This window comes from Butyricicoccus sp. AM32-19, assembly GCF_003480365.1.
Lineage (GTDB): Bacteria > Bacillota > Clostridia > Oscillospirales > Butyricicoccaceae > Agathobaculum > Agathobaculum butyriciproducens.
In genome coordinates this window covers 1-16,090 of the sequence record NZ_QUIX01000004.1, presented here as the reverse complement: position 1 = coordinate 16,090, position 16,090 = coordinate 1, and the positions used below count along the sequence as shown (strand labels likewise).

21 protein-coding genes are annotated in these 16,090 nt (G+C 56.6%); all 21 read left to right on the top strand.

Annotated elements, in window-relative coordinates; genetic code table 11:
* Positions 1-202: 202 nt before the first annotated feature.
* The 21 genes from DW806_RS04940 to DW806_RS04845 all read left to right on the top strand — a co-directional run bounded on the left by DW806_RS04940 (position 203) and on the right by DW806_RS04845 (position 15,975).
* On the top strand, positions 203-796 hold the full coding sequence (locus DW806_RS04940; protein ID WP_158578294.1) for a phage scaffolding protein: 594 nt from the start codon (positions 203-205) through the stop codon (positions 794-796).
* A 17-nt stretch (positions 797-813) separates the two neighbouring features.
* Positions 814-1,818, top strand: a complete 1,005-nt coding sequence (locus tag DW806_RS04935; protein WP_118729294.1) for a major capsid protein — start codon at positions 814-816, stop codon at positions 1,816-1,818.
* A gap of 7 nt (positions 1,819-1,825) precedes the next feature.
* A complete protein-coding gene (locus tag DW806_RS04930) occupies positions 1,826-2,092 on the top strand; it encodes a hypothetical protein (RefSeq protein ID WP_118729293.1) in 267 nt (88 codons plus the stop codon).
* Entirely contained in the window at positions 2,025-2,375 is a 351-nt protein-coding gene (locus DW806_RS04925; protein WP_147358073.1) for a hypothetical protein, read from the top strand. The genes DW806_RS04930 and DW806_RS04925 overlap by 68 nt, the downstream gene beginning before the upstream one ends.
* A gap of 1 nt (position 2,376) precedes the next feature.
* Positions 2,377-2,742, top strand: a complete 366-nt coding sequence (locus tag DW806_RS15120; RefSeq protein ID WP_158578293.1) for a hypothetical protein — start codon at positions 2,377-2,379, stop codon at positions 2,740-2,742.
* Positions 2,742-3,188, top strand: coding sequence for an HK97 gp10 family phage protein (locus DW806_RS04920; RefSeq protein ID WP_158578292.1), 447 nt, complete (start codon positions 2,742-2,744; stop codon positions 3,186-3,188). Before DW806_RS15120 ends, DW806_RS04920 begins: the two co-directional genes overlap by 1 nt.
* Positions 3,185-3,607 (top strand): phage tail terminator family protein, encoded by a 423-nt coding sequence (locus tag DW806_RS04915; protein ID WP_118729291.1) that lies wholly within the window; start codon positions 3,185-3,187, stop codon positions 3,605-3,607. The genes DW806_RS04920 and DW806_RS04915 overlap by 4 nt, the downstream gene beginning before the upstream one ends.
* Complete coding sequence (locus DW806_RS04910) at positions 3,597-3,779, top strand: hypothetical protein (RefSeq protein ID WP_118729290.1); 183 nt, start codon at positions 3,597-3,599, stop codon at positions 3,777-3,779. The genes DW806_RS04915 and DW806_RS04910 overlap by 11 nt, the downstream gene beginning before the upstream one ends.
* The gene (locus DW806_RS04905; protein WP_118729289.1) at positions 3,780-5,102 is read left to right on the top strand and encodes a phage tail sheath family protein; all 1,323 of its coding nucleotides are present in this window, start codon (positions 3,780-3,782) and stop codon (positions 5,100-5,102) included.
* Between the two features lie 14 nt (positions 5,103-5,116).
* A complete protein-coding gene (locus tag DW806_RS04900; RefSeq protein ID WP_243022641.1) occupies positions 5,117-5,593 on the top strand; it encodes a phage tail tube protein in 477 nt (158 codons plus the stop codon).
* A gap of 15 nt (positions 5,594-5,608) precedes the next feature.
* Positions 5,609-6,034: a phage tail assembly chaperone gene (locus tag DW806_RS04895; protein ID WP_118729288.1), complete on the top strand. Its 426-nt coding sequence runs from the start codon at positions 5,609-5,611 to the stop codon at positions 6,032-6,034.
* 193 nt (positions 6,035-6,227) lie between these two features.
* Positions 6,228-8,081, top strand: a complete 1,854-nt coding sequence (locus DW806_RS04890) for a tape measure protein (RefSeq protein WP_118729287.1) — start codon at positions 6,228-6,230, stop codon at positions 8,079-8,081.
* Positions 8,082-8,083: 2 nt separating this feature from the next.
* Positions 8,084-8,797: a LysM peptidoglycan-binding domain-containing protein gene (locus DW806_RS04885; protein ID WP_118729286.1), complete on the top strand. Its 714-nt coding sequence runs from the start codon at positions 8,084-8,086 to the stop codon at positions 8,795-8,797.
* Between the two features lie 12 nt (positions 8,798-8,809).
* Complete coding sequence (locus DW806_RS04880; RefSeq protein WP_118729285.1) at positions 8,810-10,687, top strand: XkdQ/YqbQ family protein; 1,878 nt, start codon at positions 8,810-8,812, stop codon at positions 10,685-10,687.
* Position 10,688: 1 nt separating this feature from the next.
* On the top strand, positions 10,689-10,952 hold the full coding sequence (locus DW806_RS04875) for a DUF2577 domain-containing protein (protein ID WP_118729284.1): 264 nt from the start codon (positions 10,689-10,691) through the stop codon (positions 10,950-10,952).
* Positions 10,952-11,371, top strand: coding sequence for a DUF2634 domain-containing protein (locus DW806_RS04870; RefSeq protein ID WP_118729283.1), 420 nt, complete (start codon positions 10,952-10,954; stop codon positions 11,369-11,371). Before DW806_RS04875 ends, DW806_RS04870 begins: the two co-directional genes overlap by 1 nt.
* On the top strand, positions 11,368-12,450 hold the full coding sequence (locus DW806_RS04865) for a baseplate J/gp47 family protein (protein ID WP_118729282.1): 1,083 nt from the start codon (positions 11,368-11,370) through the stop codon (positions 12,448-12,450). Before DW806_RS04870 ends, DW806_RS04865 begins: the two co-directional genes overlap by 4 nt.
* Positions 12,447-13,010 (top strand): putative phage tail protein, encoded by a 564-nt coding sequence (locus DW806_RS04860; protein ID WP_118729281.1) that lies wholly within the window; start codon positions 12,447-12,449, stop codon positions 13,008-13,010. Before DW806_RS04865 ends, DW806_RS04860 begins: the two co-directional genes overlap by 4 nt.
* Positions 12,988-14,976, top strand: coding sequence for a hypothetical protein (locus tag DW806_RS04855; protein WP_118729280.1), 1,989 nt, complete (start codon positions 12,988-12,990; stop codon positions 14,974-14,976). Before DW806_RS04860 ends, DW806_RS04855 begins: the two co-directional genes overlap by 23 nt.
* A gap of 14 nt (positions 14,977-14,990) precedes the next feature.
* Complete coding sequence (locus tag DW806_RS04850; RefSeq protein ID WP_118729279.1) at positions 14,991-15,596, top strand: hypothetical protein; 606 nt, start codon at positions 14,991-14,993, stop codon at positions 15,594-15,596.
* Positions 15,574-15,975: a putative ABC transporter permease gene (locus tag DW806_RS04845; protein WP_147358072.1), complete on the top strand. Its 402-nt coding sequence runs from the start codon at positions 15,574-15,576 to the stop codon at positions 15,973-15,975. Before DW806_RS04850 ends, DW806_RS04845 begins: the two co-directional genes overlap by 23 nt.
* Positions 15,976-16,090: the final 115 nt, after the last annotated feature.

The following is a 16,090-nucleotide window of genomic DNA, read 5'->3' as shown; positions in this document are numbered from 1 at the left end:
TATTTTGAAGTAGAGATTGTGCTGCTACGCACCCTCTGGGTCAAAAGAAATGTGGGAAAGGGCACACCCACCAAAATACCAGAAATCCCGATAGGGGCGCTCCGCAAGGGGCGCCTTTGTCGTACAACCGAAGAACTAACCACCAAGACAACCGTCAAGGTGGTTTTTTCATACCCATTTTTCGATGAAAGGAGCAAAAACAATGGAATTTCTCAAAAGCCTTTTTGAAAAGGGCGCACTAACGTGGGAGCAGTTTCAGCAGGCAGCCAAGGACGCAAAGTTTGAGGTGGTCAACGCCGCCGGCGGTGCTTACGTTCCCAAGGCCGACCTGGACACCAAGGCGCAGGAGCTGACCACGGCGAACAACACCATCAAGGACCTGCGTGCCGCCGCCAAGGCGTGGGACGGCAAGGACCCGAAGAAGCTGGAGGATGACCTCAAAACCCTCCAGACCAAGTACGACACCGACACCGCGAACATCCGCCGCGACGCTGCCATCGACCTGGCACTGACCCGTGCCCATGCACGCGATCCGCAGCTGACCCGTGCGGCGCTCTCGATGGACGACATCAAGATCGGCACGGACGGCAAGGTGACCGGTCTGGACGCGCAGCTCGAAACGCTGAAGAAAGACAAGGCGTGGCTGTTCGAGGAGGACAGTGCAGGTCAGTCCGGCAAGCAGGGCAGCAAGGGCGGAAACCCGAACGGCGGCTATGACCCGCAGTCCGGCGGCAAGCCGAACACGGTAAACGACCTCGGTTCCGCTCTCGCAGAAGTATACAACACCAACGGATAAAGAAAGGAAGATGAAAAATGCCTATCACTCTCGCACAGGCAAAGGTCGGCATGGCAAACCATGTGGACCAGCAGGTTATCGACCAGTTCCGCCGCGGCTCCATGCTGCTGAACGCACTGACGTTTGACAACTCGGTTTCCCCCGGCACGGGCGGCTCGACCCTGACCTATGGCTACACTCAGCTCAAGACCCCGGCAGGCGCGGACTTCCGCGACATCAACGCCGACTACACCGAGACCGTTGCCGACCGCGAAACCAAGTCGGTTGACCTCAAGATCTTCGGCGGTACGTTCAAGATCGACCGTGTTCTCGCTAACACCGCGAACGGTCAGATCAACGAGGTGCAGTTCCAGCTCGAGGAGCACATCAAGGCGACCACCAACCTGTTCCACTACACTGCCATCAACGGCGACAAGGGCACCAAGGGCTTTGACGGTCTGGATACGCTGCTTGTCGGCACCTCCACCGAGCTCAACGCCGACGCCTCCAAGGCGATCGACCTGTCCACCTCGGCGGCCATCGACACCAACTACAAGACCGTGCTCGATATGCTCGACGAGTTCCTCTCCGAGCTGGACGGTGTGCCGACTATGCTCATCGGCAATGCGGCGCTGCTGACCAAGATCCGCTCGTGCGCCCGCCGTGCCGGTTATCTGACCCACGCCGAGGACGCTTTCGGCCGTCAGATGAGCGGTTACAACGGCATTCCGTTCATGGATATGCAGTATTACTACGACACCGCCGAGAAGAAGGAAAAGCCGGTCGTGCCGATTACGTCGCGTGAATACGGCGCGTCCTCGTCTAAGACCACGGTTACGGGTCTGACCGACCTGTACGCAGTCCGTCTGGGTCTGGACGGTTTCCACGCCGTATCTCCGATGGGCGGCAAGGTGATCTCGACCACGCTGCCTGATTTCTCCACCGCAGGTGCAGTCAAGGCCGGTGACGTGGAAATGGTAGCCGCTACCGTGCTCAAGAAGTCCCGCGCTGCCGGCGTGCTGCGTAACTTCAAGGTAAAGTGAGGTGCACATGATGTACAAGATCAAGGCACCGAGCGAGGAGTACGACCGCAAGATCGGCGGTGTGCAGTTCGTCAGTGGTGAGGCGCAGACGGATAACGAGTGGCTTGCAAGCTGGTTCTCCGGCCGTGCGGGCTTTACCGTGGAAACCGTGACCGCCGAGGAGGAAACCGAGCCGACCGAGGACAAACCGAGGGGGAAGCGCAGAAATGACAAGGGAAACGCTGATGCTGCGGGCGCAAAGCCTGCTGCCGAACCTGCCGCAGGAAACGCTTGAGTTCGCCTGCGATCTGGTGCTCGAGCAGATCTGTAACTACTGCAATCTGACCGAGGCACCGGACGGCCTGACGAACACTGCAGCGCTTATGGTGCGCGGCCTGGTAAACAGCGTTCAGCTCCAGAACGAGAATATGCAGCCTGCCGCAAAGGGCGTGTCCAGAGGGGATACGTCCTTTTCCTTTGCCACGGCGGCGGAGCAGCTGGCGGCGCTGGCAGGCTCGGGTGACTTCCTCACCGACTACAAGGCACAGCTGAATGCCTATCGAAAGATGAGGTGGTAGTATGCTCGGCAATCCGGAGCTGGAACGGGCGCTGCTTGAGCAGACCTATGACGGCGTGATGACCGTCACCGGCACACGCAAGCAGGAAGTGAACGGCGAAACCGTCGTAACGCCGGACGCAGTGCTGCACGAGAATATCCCATGTGCACTGTCGTTTTCGGGTACACCGGACAGCAGGACCGACGCAAACAGCGGTCAGATCAGCTATCAGGCGACGATTTACTGTGCGCCGGACTTGACCGTTCCGGCAGGCTGCCACATTGCGGTTCAGCAGTATGGCGTGACCTATCGGCTGAAATACAGCGGCGAAAGCGTGGTCTATCCGACCCATCAGCAGCTTTCCGCTGTCCGAGAGGAGCGAGCGTAATGGCAAGCTGGGGAAGCTGTGATTTTCACGAGCTGCGCGACTTAAACGAACGTATTAAGGCCGCCGCCAGCGAGCAGGAGATGGACGCTTTCTACACCGGACTGCTGGACGAGATGATGAACGGTCTGCTGACCGACGTCAAGGAACTGACACCGGTTGACCGCGGCCACCTGCGGCGTAACTGGTTCATCACCAAGGCGAAGCGCAGCGGAAAGCATTACCGCGCGGAAATTTACAACAACATCGAGTACGCGCCGTGGGTCGAGAACGGCCACCGGCAGGAGGTCGGACGGTACGTTCCGGCCATCGGCAAGCGCCTTGTGAACGGCTTTGTCGAGGGCAGGCATATGCTGCGTGAGGGTCTGCTCGACTTCCAGAAAGAAGCGCCGGACTTTATCAAGGCCAAAAGCGAGGAATTTCTCAGCCGCATGATGGAGGGCAAATGATTAACACCGTACAGGAAATTGTAGACCGTCTGCGCACGGCGTTTCCGCCGGAGCAATACGACATTTACACCGAGAGCATCGAGCAGGGCTTCTCTGTGCCGTGCTTCTCCATTCGGCAGCTTCGTGCGGACGTCACGCCGTACCCGTCCGGCCTGCATGAGATCGTGCAGCACATGGACGTGCGGTTCTTCCCGTCGGACGGCCGTCCGCAGGAGCAGTGCCGAGAGACCGCACAGACGCTCACGCTGCTGCTGCGGCGCACGGAAAGCCTGCGCGGGAGCAATCTCTCGTGGGAAATTACAGATGATGTGCTGCATTTCTTCGCGGACTACCGGCAGTTTGTCCGGGAAATCCCGGAAGATATTCCGATGGAGAATTTGCAGACCACCGTAGGAACGGAGAACGAAAATGGCAGTTAAACGCAAAAACGAGGCAGGAGCACCGGCGTTTACCGGCGCACAGCTCCTGACCTTCGACAGATACCGCGAGCGGCGCGACCTGCTGGGCGTGCTGCTCGACAAGGATCAGCGCTACACCTTTCCCGAGGTGGACGCGCTCATTGACAACTTTATGAAAGGCAAGGTGAATTAAATGGCTTTAGGCGGCGGTATGTATACCGTGCAGAACAAGGTTCTGCCCGGTGCGTACATCAACTTTGTGTCGGCGGCTCGTGCGTCTGCGACCCTGGGCGACCGCGGCACGGCGGCTTTCCCGCTGTCCCTCGACTGGGGACCGGAGAACGAGGTCGTGACCATCGAGAACAGCGAGTTCCAGAAGGGCTCACTTGCGCTGACCGGCTACGCCTACACGGCGGACGAGCTGCGTCCGCTGCGCGAGATCTTCGCAAATGCCAAGACGCTGCACCTGTTCCGTCTGAACAGCGGCGGTGCAAAGGCAGCCTGCAAGTACGCAGAGGCGAAGTATCCGGGCAAGATCGGCAACGAACTGAAGATCGTGATTCAGCAGAACGAGGGCTTCACGGTATCGACGAACGAGGTCTACGACGTTTCGACCTATATCGGCACGACCCTTGTGGACACGCAGAAGGCAGTTAAGGCAGTTGCAGACCTTTCCGACAACGACTATCTGCACTGGAAGGGCAGCGAGGCATTGACCGAGAACGCGGGCCTGCTGCTCACCGGCGGCACGACCGGCGCGGTGCAGGATGCAGCTTACCAGACGTTCCTCGACAAGATCGAGCCGTACAGCTTCAACGCGGTCGGCTGCGACACGAAGAACAGCACGGTCAAGGGTCTGTTCGCCAACTGGACGCGCCGCCTGCGTGATGAGCAGGGCGTAAAGTTCCAGTGCGTGCTGCATGGCTACCCTGCGGCAGACTATGAGGGCGTGATTTCCGTCAAGAACGGTCTGGTCGGTGCATCTGATGATACCTCGGCTGTCTACTGGACGACCGGCGCGGAATCCGCGTGCGCGGTCAACCGCTCGATGACCAACTCGACCTACACCGGCGAGTACGACATCGACACGAACTACACGCAGACCCAGCTTGAAAAGGCGATCAAGGCCGGTGAGTTCACGTTCCACCGTGTGGGCGACCAGACGCGCGTGCTGACCGACATCAACACGTTCGTAAGCATTACAGACGAAAAGAGCGCGGATTTCTCGTCCAATCAGGTCATGCGCGTGCTCGACCAGATTGCGAATGACATTGCATCGCTGTTTAACTCGAAGTACCTCGGCAAAGTCCAGAACGACGCCTCCGGCCGCGTGAGCCTGTGGAGTGACATCGTAGCGCATCACACCCAGCTCCAGACCATCCGCGCCATTGAGAACTTTGACAGCAGCAGCGTCACCGTGTCGCAGGGCGACATGAAGAAGTCGGTTGCGGTCGAGGACCATGTACAGCCGGTTTCCGCGATGGAACAGCTTTACATGAAGGTAATCGTTGAATAAAGGAGGGAAAAGTCATGCTGAACGCTCCTGTTATGGAAGCAAATGATGCGGTAGCCGGTTCGATGGCTGAGTGCTACGTCACCCTTGACGGCAACCGCTACAATATGATGCAGCTGTACAGCTTTGAGTCGTCCGCGAAGGTCGACATTCAGGACGTAAAGCTGCTCGGCCGCACCGGCAAGGGCAAGAAGCCAAGTGGGTGGTCCGGTTCGTGGAAGGGCACGGCGCACTTTAACCAGAGCGTGTTCCGCCGCTGGTTCCTGATCTACTGCAAGACCGGCAGGATGACGCCGTTTGAGATTCAGGTGTCCAACGAGGACCCGTCCTCGTCTGCCGGCCGTCAGACCATCACGCACACCGGCTGCCTGATCGACAGCTCGATTCTGGCGAAGTTCGACGCGGGCGACAGTCTGCTCGATGAGGAGCTTTCCGGCACGTTCGATAACTGGGATATGCCGGAGGAATTTAACACGCTGTCCGGTATGGAATAAGGAGGAATTTGTACAATGGGTAATCTTACCGCATTTCTGGCGCAGAACGCCAAACAGGTTGAAAACGTAAGGCTGGTCGTGTCCGACCGCTTCACCGATGAGGACGGCAAGCCGCTCGAGTGGGAGGTGCGCTGCATTTCCTCGCGCGAGGATGAAACGCTGCGCCGCGACTGCCAGTACCGCGTACAGGTGCCGGGCAAGCGCGGCAGCTTCCGTCAGGAATTCGACAACGTGCTGTACCTTGCCAAGCTGGCAGCCGCCTGCACGGTTTATCCGAACCTCAACGACGCAGAATTGCAGGACAGCTACGGCGTAAAGTGCGCCGAGGAGCTGATCTCGGCCATGCTGACGCCGGGTGAGTATACGAACTACACGGAAAAGCTGTTCGACATCTGCGGCTTCGGTGACAAGCTCGATCTGGTGGAACAGGCAAAAAACTGATTCGGGACGGTGAGGGCTCTGATGATTATGAAGCGTATGCAGCGCATTACTGCCTGCAAAAGCTCCATATCCTGCCGTCCGAATATTTAAGTCTGCCCAAGGAAGAACGGGCATTTATCTGGGCGTCTTGTGTCGTGAACAACGAGGACGAAAAGGCGGCTCTGGATAAAGCAAAACGAGGGAGGTGAGTTCTATGGCACTGTCAAATACCGTCCAGCTGCGCGACGGTATGAGTAATGTACTCAGCCGTATCGCGTCCAACCTGAGTACGGTCAACGACCGATTTGAACGGATGCAGAGCCTGACCGAACAGGCGGCGCCGACCGGTCTGTATTCACAATTTAACAGCGAATTGGCAGGTGTGCGCGAAGAACTCACCCGAACCGTGAGCGAAGTCGAGGAGCTGCGGAGCGGCATGACCTCGGCGCAGCCGCCGGCAGAGAACCTGACGGCATCGCTCAAAAAGCTGGGCACCGCGTTCCTCGGCTCCAAGCTGGTGAGCGGTATCGTGAGTATGTCGGACGAAATGACGCAGACCACGGCGCGTCTGAATCTGATGAACGACGGTCTGCAAAGCACCGCCGACCTGCAGGAGCTGATCTATCAGTCGGCTATGCGTTCGCGCGGCGCGTACAACGCTACGGCGGATGCGGTCGCGAAGATGGGCCTGCTTGCCAGTGATGCATTCAGCAGCAATCAGGAAACGATCGCGTTTGTCGAGCAGCTGAACAAGCAGTTCAAGATTGCCGGCACGTCCGCCGAGGGACAGGCAGCCGCCATGCTCCAGATCACGCAGGCGATGGGCTCGGGCGTGCTGCGCGGCGAGGAGCTCAACTCGGTATTCGAGCAGGCACCGACTATCATCCAGTCGATTGCGGACTACCTCGGCGTATCGGTCGGTGAAATCCGCAGCATGGCGCAGGAGGGCGAGCTGACGGCGAGCGTTGTCAAGTCCGCGCTGCTGTCCTCGGCGGAGGAAACCAATCAGAAGTTCAACGAGATTCCGCTCACCTGGTCGGACGTCTGGACGCAGGCCAGCAACATGGCGATCATGGCCTTGCAGCCGCTGCTCGAAGCCATCAACTGGGTGGCGAACAACATCGAGGTCATCGGCCCGCTGGTGCTTGCGGCTGCGGCAGCCTTTGCGCTGTTTGCGGTGGCGGCGAACTGGACGAAGATCTGTGCTGCGGCTACGAAGGCACTGACAGCCGCGCAGAAGATGCTCAATGCCGTGATGTCGCTCAACCCGATCGTGCTGATTATCGGCTCGATCATCATTCTGATCGGCGTTATCGCCGCGTACATCAACTACACGAACCGGGCGAAGAACGAAACGACGAGCGCTGTCGGCGTGATCTGCGGCCTGTTTGCGATGGCAGGCGCGTTTGTCTACAATATGTTCTATCTGCCGGTCTACAACGTGATTGCCGATCTTATCAACTTCCTCGGCAACGTGTTCCAGCACCCGATTGCGTCAATCGAGATTTTGTTTTTGCAGCTCAGCCAGTATGTTGTCGGCGTCATCCGCGGTATGGTGAGGACGATCGAGAAGCTCATCAATCTTATTCCGGGCGTGAAGATCAACATCACCAGCGGTCTGGACACGTTCTACGACAGCTACACCGACAGCATCCAGAAGATCAAGGATCAGTCCGGGTGGACGGAGTACGTTAAGCACAAGGAGAAGATCGAGTATTCAACGGCTTACGCCAACGGTTACAACTGGGGCGCAAACCTCCAGAACAGCATCTCTGAAAAGCTGGGTCTTGACCTGCCGGACGATCCGGCAACGGGTTTGCTGTCCAACATCGCGGACAACACCGCCCAGATTGCGGACGATGTGAGCGTATCCTCGGACGACATCAAGCTGCTGCGCGATATTGCCGAGCGGCAGGTCATCAACAAGTACATCACCGCCGAGATCAAGGTGGAAATGGTCAACCACAACAACATTTCGAACGAGATGGATCTGGACGGCGTAGTCAATCTGCTGGAAGCCAAGGTCACCGAGGCGCTTGTCACCAGTGCGGAAGGAGTGCACATCTAAATATGTACGAGTTTTACATGGACGGTGTGCGCCTTCCGGTTACGCCGAGTGCGCTGACCATCAAGATCAGCAACCAGAACAAGACCATCAACCTCATCAACGAGGGGCAGGTGAACGTTTTGAAAACGCCGGGGCTGAGCAAAATCAGCTTTTCGGCGCTGCTGCCGAATCGGGAGTATCCGTTTGCGTGCTACCCGAGCGGTTATCAGCCTGCACAGTATTATATGAGCAAGCTGGAATCGCTCAAGACCGCCTGCAAGCCGTTTGAGTTCTCGGTTATCCGCATAGACGATAGCGGCGAGGAGCTGATGAGCGCACAGCCGATGACGGTATCCCTTGAAAGCTATGAGCTTGCTGAGGATGCCGGCAGCTACGGCGTTGACGTGATGGCAAAGATTGAATTGCTGCAATACGCGCCGTACCATACCAAGTCTATCGAGTTCAAAAAGAGCGAGAGCAGCAGCGGCACCAAGAAGGCGACCGTCACGCAGAAGCGCGACACCACTACGGCACCTAAGAACAAAACGTACACTGTTAAACAGGGCGATACCCTATGGAATATTGCCCGAGTACAGTTAGGTAACGGCTCTAAGTGGACGAGCATTTACAGTCTGAACAAAGCTGCCATTGAAGCTGCAGCAAAGAAGTACGGTAGATCAAGCAGCAGTAACGGTTGGTGGATTTATCCCGGCACTGTGCTCAAGCTGCCGAGTTAAGGAGGGGAGAACATGGGTAAATATGTTTGGCCGTGTCCGTCCTACTCGCGCATTTCGAGCGGTTACGGAAACCGCGTACACCCAATTTACGGCACTGTCAAGTTTCATGACGGTGTAGACCTTGCTTCTGCTTCGGGTACTCCTATTCTTGCGTTTGCTCCTGGTACTGTAACGGTATCCGGCTTGAACGGAGGTTATGGTAACTACATCAGTATTAACCATGGCGGCGGTCTGATGAGTTTCTACGGACATTGTTCGAAACTGTATGTTTCCAAGGGCGCAAAAGTCACCGCCGGTCAGAAAATCGCGGCCGTTGGTACAACTGGCAACTCGACCGGCTGTCACCTGCATTTTGGTATGCACTTGAACGGTTCGTCGGTCAATCCGCTGAACTATGTATCGTCGAAGGACACAGTATCTAACTATTCCGGCGCGAAGTCGGGCGGCACGGCAACGAACACCGTAAAGGCGTTGTTTACGGCGTATTATCCGGCGGCGAACGCGATGGAGGGCGGTTTTCTTGACGCGCTCGGAAACAAGCTCGATCCGAGCAAGCACACCTGCGCCGCGCCGCCGTCTGTGCCGTTTGGGACGAAAATCACCGTGCAGGGCACCGGTACGGCGCTTGACGGCGTGACCTACACCGTCAATGATCGCGGCGGCATGATTCAGATTGAGAATGGCGTGTACCATTTCGATCTTTTGATGAACAGCAATGCCGAGTGCAACCGCTGGGGCAAGAAGTACGGCAAAGCCGTCATCGGCGGCTCGGGCGGCTCGTCCGGCTCGACCTCTTCGGGCACGAGCACCGAGAAAGAGAAGAAGAAGGACATCACGACCGTTGTTGTTAAGTCTGTCACCGGCGCGGCGGGCACGCGCAAGGAGATCCTGCGGGATGTGCCGTCCTGCCAGATGCCGGGTGCGGAGCTGATCATCCAGAACAAAAACGGTCAGCTTCAGCAGCCGATGATCGAGGGCGACATCGTGTGGGAAACCACCCGCAGCGGCGCGGCGTCCTCGCTGACGTTTACGGTGGTCAAGGACGACACGCTGAATTTTCACGAGGGCAATCCGGTGTCGTTCCGGTTCAATGGCTCCAATGTCTTTTACGGCTACGTCTTTAAGAAGTCGCGCTCAGACAATCGGCTGATTAAGGTCACGGCCTATGACCAGCTGCGGTACTTCAAAAACAAAGACACGATTTCGTACACCAACAAGACCTACGCCGAGGTGCTGAAAATGCTTGCCGCCGACTACGGTTTGAAGGTCGGAACTGTCGCGGACACCAAGTACAAAATCCCGCAGCGCATTGAGGAGGGAACGCTTTTCGATATGCTCGGCAATGCGTCCGACCTGACCATCATCAACACCGGCAAGGTGTATGTGCTCTACGACGATTTCGGCAAGTTGTGCCTCAAACCCTACGAGAGCCTGCTCCTGCCGCTCTACATCGACGAGGACACCGCCCAGGGATACAGCTACACCTCGTCCATCGACAGTGACGTGTACAACCGCATCAAGCTGGCGTGGGATAACGACGAAACCGGCGTGCGAGAGGTTCATGTGATGAACAATACCGCCAGCCAGAGCAAATGGGGCACGCTCCAGTATTACGAAAAGCTGGATAACGCCCTTAACACCGCCGATTTGCAGACCAAGGCGAAAGCACTCATGAACTATTACAATGTCATTCATCGAGAGCTGACCATGCAGAAGGTTTTTGGTGATGTGCGGGCGCGTGCCGGTACGTCCGTTTGTGTCGGTATGGGGCTGGGCGACATCAACATCAAGAACTATATGTGTATTGAGAAAGCAAAGCACACGTTTAGCAATGGCCTGTACACGATGGATTTGTACCTGAGCGGAATTCGAGGTGAGTTTAGTGCCTGATATGCAGCGTTTTATCAACACGTTAAAGCAGATTTCGGAAAATGAGCGTCAAGCCGCTTTGCCGATGACAATCTGCTTCGGCAAGGTGATTGCACTCTCGCCGTTCCGTGTGCAGATCGACCAGAAACTTGTACTCACCAAGGAGTTTTTCATCGTGAAAAGCGGTGTGAGCGCCTCCTCGTTCAAGGTGGGCGATGTGCTCATCCTGTTCCGCAATGATGGTGGACAAAAGTACCTGGTATTCGACAAGAAAGGGGCGCTGTAATGCTGCCGACAGAGTATAATGACGATCTCGTGCAGGATTTCGAGATCGAAACACAGCCTACACGCACCTATGCGCTGCGGTTTGACGGCTACCCGTGTTCCGGCGGCAAGCTGGACGGACTGGAAGCCATGAAGCAGGCCATCTTCCTGATTCTTCAGACTGAGCGGTTTCAGTACGCGATTTACAGCTGGAATTACGGCATTGAGCTGAACGCCCTGCTCGGTCAGACCATGACGCCGTATCTGCAGTCCAAGGTTGCCAAGGCGATTGAAGATGCGCTCATGGCAGACGATCGTGTGCTCTCGGTTGAGCAGTTCTCGTTCACCAAGGGCAAGCGCAACCTGTTTGTGAAATTTACCGTAACCACGACCGAGGGCGACGTGGAAAGCGAATTTGAGTTTGGAGGTGAAACGGCATGATCGGACGATACTCGGACGAAATGACGTTTGACTACATTATGAACCGTATGCTGGAATCCGTGCCGGATACGGTAGACAAGCGCGAGGGCAGCATCATCTATGACGCACTTGCACCGGCGGCCGCAGAACTGGTCAAATGCTACACGGAGCTTGATGTGGTCATGGACGAAACCTTTGTTGATACCGCATCCCTGCAGTACCTTATGCTGCGCTGTAAGGAGCGCGGCGTAACCATTCAGGGCGAAACTGCTGCTGTTATCGAGGGTGTGTTCACGCCGTCCAGTGTGGAGCTGACCTCGGGCTTGCGGTTCAACTGCGATGAAGTCAACTATGTAGTTACCGAGAAAATCTCGGCAGGTCACTACAAGCTCGAGGCCGAAACGCTCGGCACGGTCGGCAACAAGTATACCGGCCTGCTGCTGCCAATCCAGACGGTGAACGGTCTGGAAACCGCCCAGATTGCAGCGGTGCTCATTCCGGCCGAGGACGGCGACACGACCGACACCCTGCGTGAGAAGTATTACGCCAGTATCGACGGTGAAGCATTCGGCGGCAATGTTGCCGACTACAAGGACAAAACCAACGCGATTACTGGTGTTGGCGGCGTTAAGGTCTATCCGGTGTGGAACGGCGGCGGTACGGTCAAGCTGACTATTATCGCGTCCGACTTCACCGCGCCGAGCAGCGAACTGATTTCCAAGGTGCAGACCGCCATCGACCCCGAGCAGAATCACGGCGAGGGTCTGGGGCTCGCGCCGATCGGGCATACCGTGACCGTCACCGGCGCGAAGTACGCCGACCTCACCGTTGCGGCGAACATCACCTTTGCCGCCGGTTGGAACTGGGAGAACGGCAAGTCGCAGCTTGTGAGCGCCGCCAATGCGTATCTTAACGAGTTATGTAAAGAGTGGTCGGAGAACAAAACAACGGTGGTTCGCATCTCGCAGATCGAAACACACCTGCTGACCGCGGATTGTGTGGTCAATGTGGACGGCACAACGGTCAACGGCGATACCAAGAACATTGAACTGGCTGCGGACGAGATTCCGCGGCTGAGTACGATTGGCGGTGCGTCGTGAGAAAGAAGCTGCAAGACTACCTGCCGCCGATCCTGCTGAAAACCTACGAGTTTCCGCTTTTGTGCGACACTGAGCAGCCGGAGATTGACCGCCTGCGTGATGCCGCTGATGCGGTGCTCGATGCGCAGTTTATCAGTACCGCCGGTGAGACTGCTATTGCGCGTTACGAGAAGATCTTCGGTATTACGCCGATGGACACGGACACGCTGGCCGAGCGCCGGTTTAAGGTGCTCGCCAAGATCAATGCGCAGCTGCCGTTCTCGGTGCGCCGCCTGCGGCAGCAGCTTGAAACGCTCTGCGGTACGGACGGCTACAAGCTGGAACTGGACGGCGACAGGTACACACTGACGGTCAAAGTCGCGTTGACCGCAAAGCGCAATCAGCAGGCGGTTGAGGAGCTGCTTGCAGATATTGTGCCGGCGAATATGGTCTGCACGACGTCGCTGCTGTATAACACATGGGAGCAGATCAAGAAGTTAACATGGGGAGAGCTGAAAAAGCTCACCTGGCGAGAAATTAAGGAGGAGGTGCTGCCGGATGGAGCAAACACCGAATTATAAGCTGAATAAACCCGGCTACGAGGAGTTTGGCGATGTTGAAGTGCTCAACCAGAACTTTGCCGCGATCGACACCGAGCTGAAAAAGAATGCTGACGCGGTGGGCGAACGTGTCAAGACCACCGAACTGGCTGAGAAGGTCAAGGAGAGCGTCAAGAGCGGCGGTCTGACCGCTGCTGACTTGGGCGCGGTATCGGCGAAGGATAAGGGCAAGGCAGGCGGAGTTGCGAGCCTTGACAGCAGTGGCAAGGTGCCGAGCGGCCAACTGCCCGCAATGGATTATGATCCGTCTGGCACAGCGGCAAGCGCAGTATCCACGCATAACAGCAGTACAAGCGCACATTCTGTGCTGTTTGCGGCAAAGCAGGACAAAATCAAGGGCAAGAAGGGTAAATATGTCGGCTTTACGGCTGATAATACCGTGGGTGAGGTAGACGCACCGGCATCCGGCGGCAGTCACATTACGCTGACGTTTGCGGCTGATTTTGTCGGCTGTGCGTGGACACTCAAGGGTGGCGGGGAAACCTACACCGGCACGGTGGACAGCAGTCTGACGGCAACGGTCAGCGTGCTGGGCATTGGTGTGACCTACACGTTGAGTGCAGCGCTGTCCGGCACGACGTACACCGCCGAGGTGACGACCAAGGCGTATTACACGGCGCTTGCAGTAACGCTCGAGAAATTCCAGTCCACGATTACCGTTACCATTGACAGCGGCTCGACGGTTACGGCTACACTGGGCAGTACGGTATTGACCAAGACGAGCACCGGCACGGCGGTATTTACCGTCGGCAAGGCGGGTACTTGGGTAATCAAGGCCACCAAGGGTGACCAGACCGCAGAGGGCACGGTAAGCATTATCGCCAGTGGCCAGAGTAAGAGCCTGACGCTGAATTACGCTAACGTATTCGGTGTGATGTGGGATACGAGCAATTCGAGCACCGCGCTGACGCGCTTAACACCGAGCACTGACCCTTACGGACTGGTAACTAAGAGCGTAACGACTGAGCCGGTTCCGGCGGTTGGTACGGGTGCAGGTTCGAGTCCTTTTGACAGCTTTATGCCATGGAGCGGCATGAAAGAGTGCAATCTGAACAATGCGGGCGCTGTAACAGCATGGAAAGGTGACAGCGGGTTCTCACGTTCTAATAACTTTACCATGGTGTTTATTCCGGAGTTCTATGTTGCGGCGAAACGTAACGGTACGAAGCAGTATTTCTATGTGTCGGATAAGCCCAAGACTGGAATGACGAAACATCCGGGCAGTGGAAAGTATGTGGGAAGATACACTATTCCCGGAAGTAAATCCGGTGTTACGTCTACTGTAAATATCACTTGCACAACCGCACGCAGCAACGCTAAGAAAAACGGCGACAAGTGGCACTTGTACGATTTTGCAACTTACTGTGCTATCATCTGGCTGTACCTCATCGAATTTGCAGACTGGAATTGTCAGATCACGATAGGAGCAGGCGTTACAAAAAGTGAATATTCGGGCCCTGTCAGAAATGGAATGACGGATACGATGATATATCACACCGGAAATTCAACTGCTGGGTCAATAGAGTGTGCTGTACAGTATAGGTGGGTTGAAAACCTGTTGGGTAATGTATCCCAGTGGGTGGACGGCTTCAACGCGGACGGCACAACTGCTTACTACTGCACCGACCCGAGCAAGTACGCGGACGATACGACGACCGGTTATACCAAAATCGGCACGCTGCCTGCGTCCGGTTGGATTAAGGACTTGACCGTTACTGACAACGGTCTACTCATCCCCAAAACTATCGGCGGTTCGGAAACAACGTACATTCCAGACTTCGTGTGGTCGTCCTATGGTTGGAGCGTGCTGTGTGTTGGTGGCCATTGGGGCGGTGGCTCGTATGCAGGTCTGTTGTACTTCAATGCGAGCAACGCCTCTTCGCGTTCGGGCTCGGACATCTCCGCGCGTCTCCTGTGCGAGGCCTGAAAGGAGTGACATAAATGAAGGTACATGGCGATAACAAGCCGGAGAAAATCACGGCGAACAGCTTGCCAAACAAGCCCGGACGGGCGTGGGTGCGTATCTGCTTGAACGCCCGGCAAGACGAGCGCGGCTGGGTGTATGACGAGTATGTCACCGAGGTTGCAGATGGTTCGGACTTGCAGGCGCGTGTGAATGAGCAGAACGACGCACTGCTTTTACAGGCCGTCGGCGAGGAATACGGCACACCGCTGACCTCAGTTGATGATCTGCGTGAGCAGCGTATCGCAGACAGCAAGACTGACCTCGCTGCATGGCTGTCCGAAAATCCGCTGACATGGACGGATGGTAAGAAGTATGCTGTAACGTCGGAAAAGCAGGCACAGCTTACCTCTGCACTGGCGGTACAGCAGGTTGCAGAGTCTGCCGGAGTGGAACGTGAGCTGCGATGGAACTCTACCGGCGATGAGTGTACGGTCTGGCAGTATGCTGACCTGTGTGCGCTGGCACTGGCGATTGCAGCCTATGTCGAGCCGCGCGTAAGCATCCAGCAGGCGGCGGAAGTCGATCTCCGCAATGCTGTGACGGCAGAGGAGGTCTTGAGTGTTGCGTGGAATTACGCCTAAGTCTGTGCTTGAGCACCTGCTGTTCGCGGTAATCGGTGGTGTGATGTACATGCTGATCGAGATCGCATGGCGCGGATACACGCACTGGTCGATGGGTGTACTCGGCGGCGTATGCTTTGTGGCAGTTGGCCTGCTGAATGAGATCCAGCAGCGACCGCCGATCATCTTGCAGATGGCACAGGGTGCTGTGATCTGCACCGTACTGGAGCTGCTGGCTGGTCTGGTGCTGAACGTCTGGCTTGGTCTTGACGTGTGGGACTACTCTGGCGTGCCCGGTAACATCATGGGGCAGGTGTGCCCGCAGTTTATGTTTGCATGGGCGGCACTGTCGGCGGTGGCCGTCTGGGTTGAGGACCGATTACACAAGATCTTTGACTAATCGACAAAAATAGCTGGAATTTTTACACTTGCGATAGGGCAATCGCCCAGAAAGGACAACATTATGCATCCCAGCAACATCTACATCAAGCACTGGCGCAGCGTACAGTACGAAT

Excerpts from the sequence above, each read along its gene's own strand:
- DW806_RS04895 (WP_118729288.1), top strand. The coding sequence starts at position 5,609 with ATGGGTAATCTTACCGCATTTCTGGCGCAGAACGCCAAACAGGTTGAA.
- DW806_RS04930 (WP_118729293.1), top strand. The coding sequence starts at position 1,826 with ATGATGTACAAGATCAAGGCACCGAGCGAGGAGTACGACCGCAAGATC.
- DW806_RS04925 (WP_147358073.1), top strand. The coding sequence starts at position 2,025 with ATGACAAGGGAAACGCTGATGCTGCGGGCGCAAAGCCTGCTGCCGAAC.
- DW806_RS15120 (WP_158578293.1), top strand. The coding sequence starts at position 2,377 with ATGCTCGGCAATCCGGAGCTGGAACGGGCGCTGCTTGAGCAGACCTAT.
- DW806_RS04885 (WP_118729286.1), top strand. The coding sequence starts at position 8,084 with ATGTACGAGTTTTACATGGACGGTGTGCGCCTTCCGGTTACGCCGAGT.
- DW806_RS04880 (WP_118729285.1), top strand. The coding sequence starts at position 8,810 with ATGGGTAAATATGTTTGGCCGTGTCCGTCCTACTCGCGCATTTCGAGC.
- DW806_RS04850 (WP_118729279.1), top strand. The coding sequence starts at position 14,991 with ATGAAGGTACATGGCGATAACAAGCCGGAGAAAATCACGGCGAACAGC.
- DW806_RS04855 (WP_118729280.1), top strand. The coding sequence starts at position 12,988 with ATGGAGCAAACACCGAATTATAAGCTGAATAAACCCGGCTACGAGGAG.
- DW806_RS04865 (WP_118729282.1), top strand. The coding sequence starts at position 11,368 with ATGATCGGACGATACTCGGACGAAATGACGTTTGACTACATTATGAAC.
- DW806_RS04910 (WP_118729290.1), top strand. The coding sequence starts at position 3,597 with ATGGCAGTTAAACGCAAAAACGAGGCAGGAGCACCGGCGTTTACCGGC.
- DW806_RS04920 (WP_158578292.1), top strand. The coding sequence starts at position 2,742 with ATGGCAAGCTGGGGAAGCTGTGATTTTCACGAGCTGCGCGACTTAAAC.
- DW806_RS04870 (WP_118729283.1), top strand. The coding sequence starts at position 10,952 with ATGCTGCCGACAGAGTATAATGACGATCTCGTGCAGGATTTCGAGATC.
- DW806_RS04900 (WP_243022641.1), top strand. The coding sequence starts at position 5,117 with ATGCTGAACGCTCCTGTTATGGAAGCAAATGATGCGGTAGCCGGTTCG.
- DW806_RS04935 (WP_118729294.1), top strand. The coding sequence starts at position 814 with ATGCCTATCACTCTCGCACAGGCAAAGGTCGGCATGGCAAACCATGTG.
- DW806_RS04940 (WP_158578294.1), top strand. The coding sequence starts at position 203 with ATGGAATTTCTCAAAAGCCTTTTTGAAAAGGGCGCACTAACGTGGGAG.
- DW806_RS04915 (WP_118729291.1), top strand. The coding sequence starts at position 3,185 with ATGATTAACACCGTACAGGAAATTGTAGACCGTCTGCGCACGGCGTTT.
- DW806_RS04890 (WP_118729287.1), top strand. The coding sequence starts at position 6,228 with ATGGCACTGTCAAATACCGTCCAGCTGCGCGACGGTATGAGTAATGTA.
- DW806_RS04875 (WP_118729284.1), top strand. The coding sequence starts at position 10,689 with ATGCAGCGTTTTATCAACACGTTAAAGCAGATTTCGGAAAATGAGCGT.
- DW806_RS04905 (WP_118729289.1), top strand. The coding sequence starts at position 3,780 with ATGGCTTTAGGCGGCGGTATGTATACCGTGCAGAACAAGGTTCTGCCC.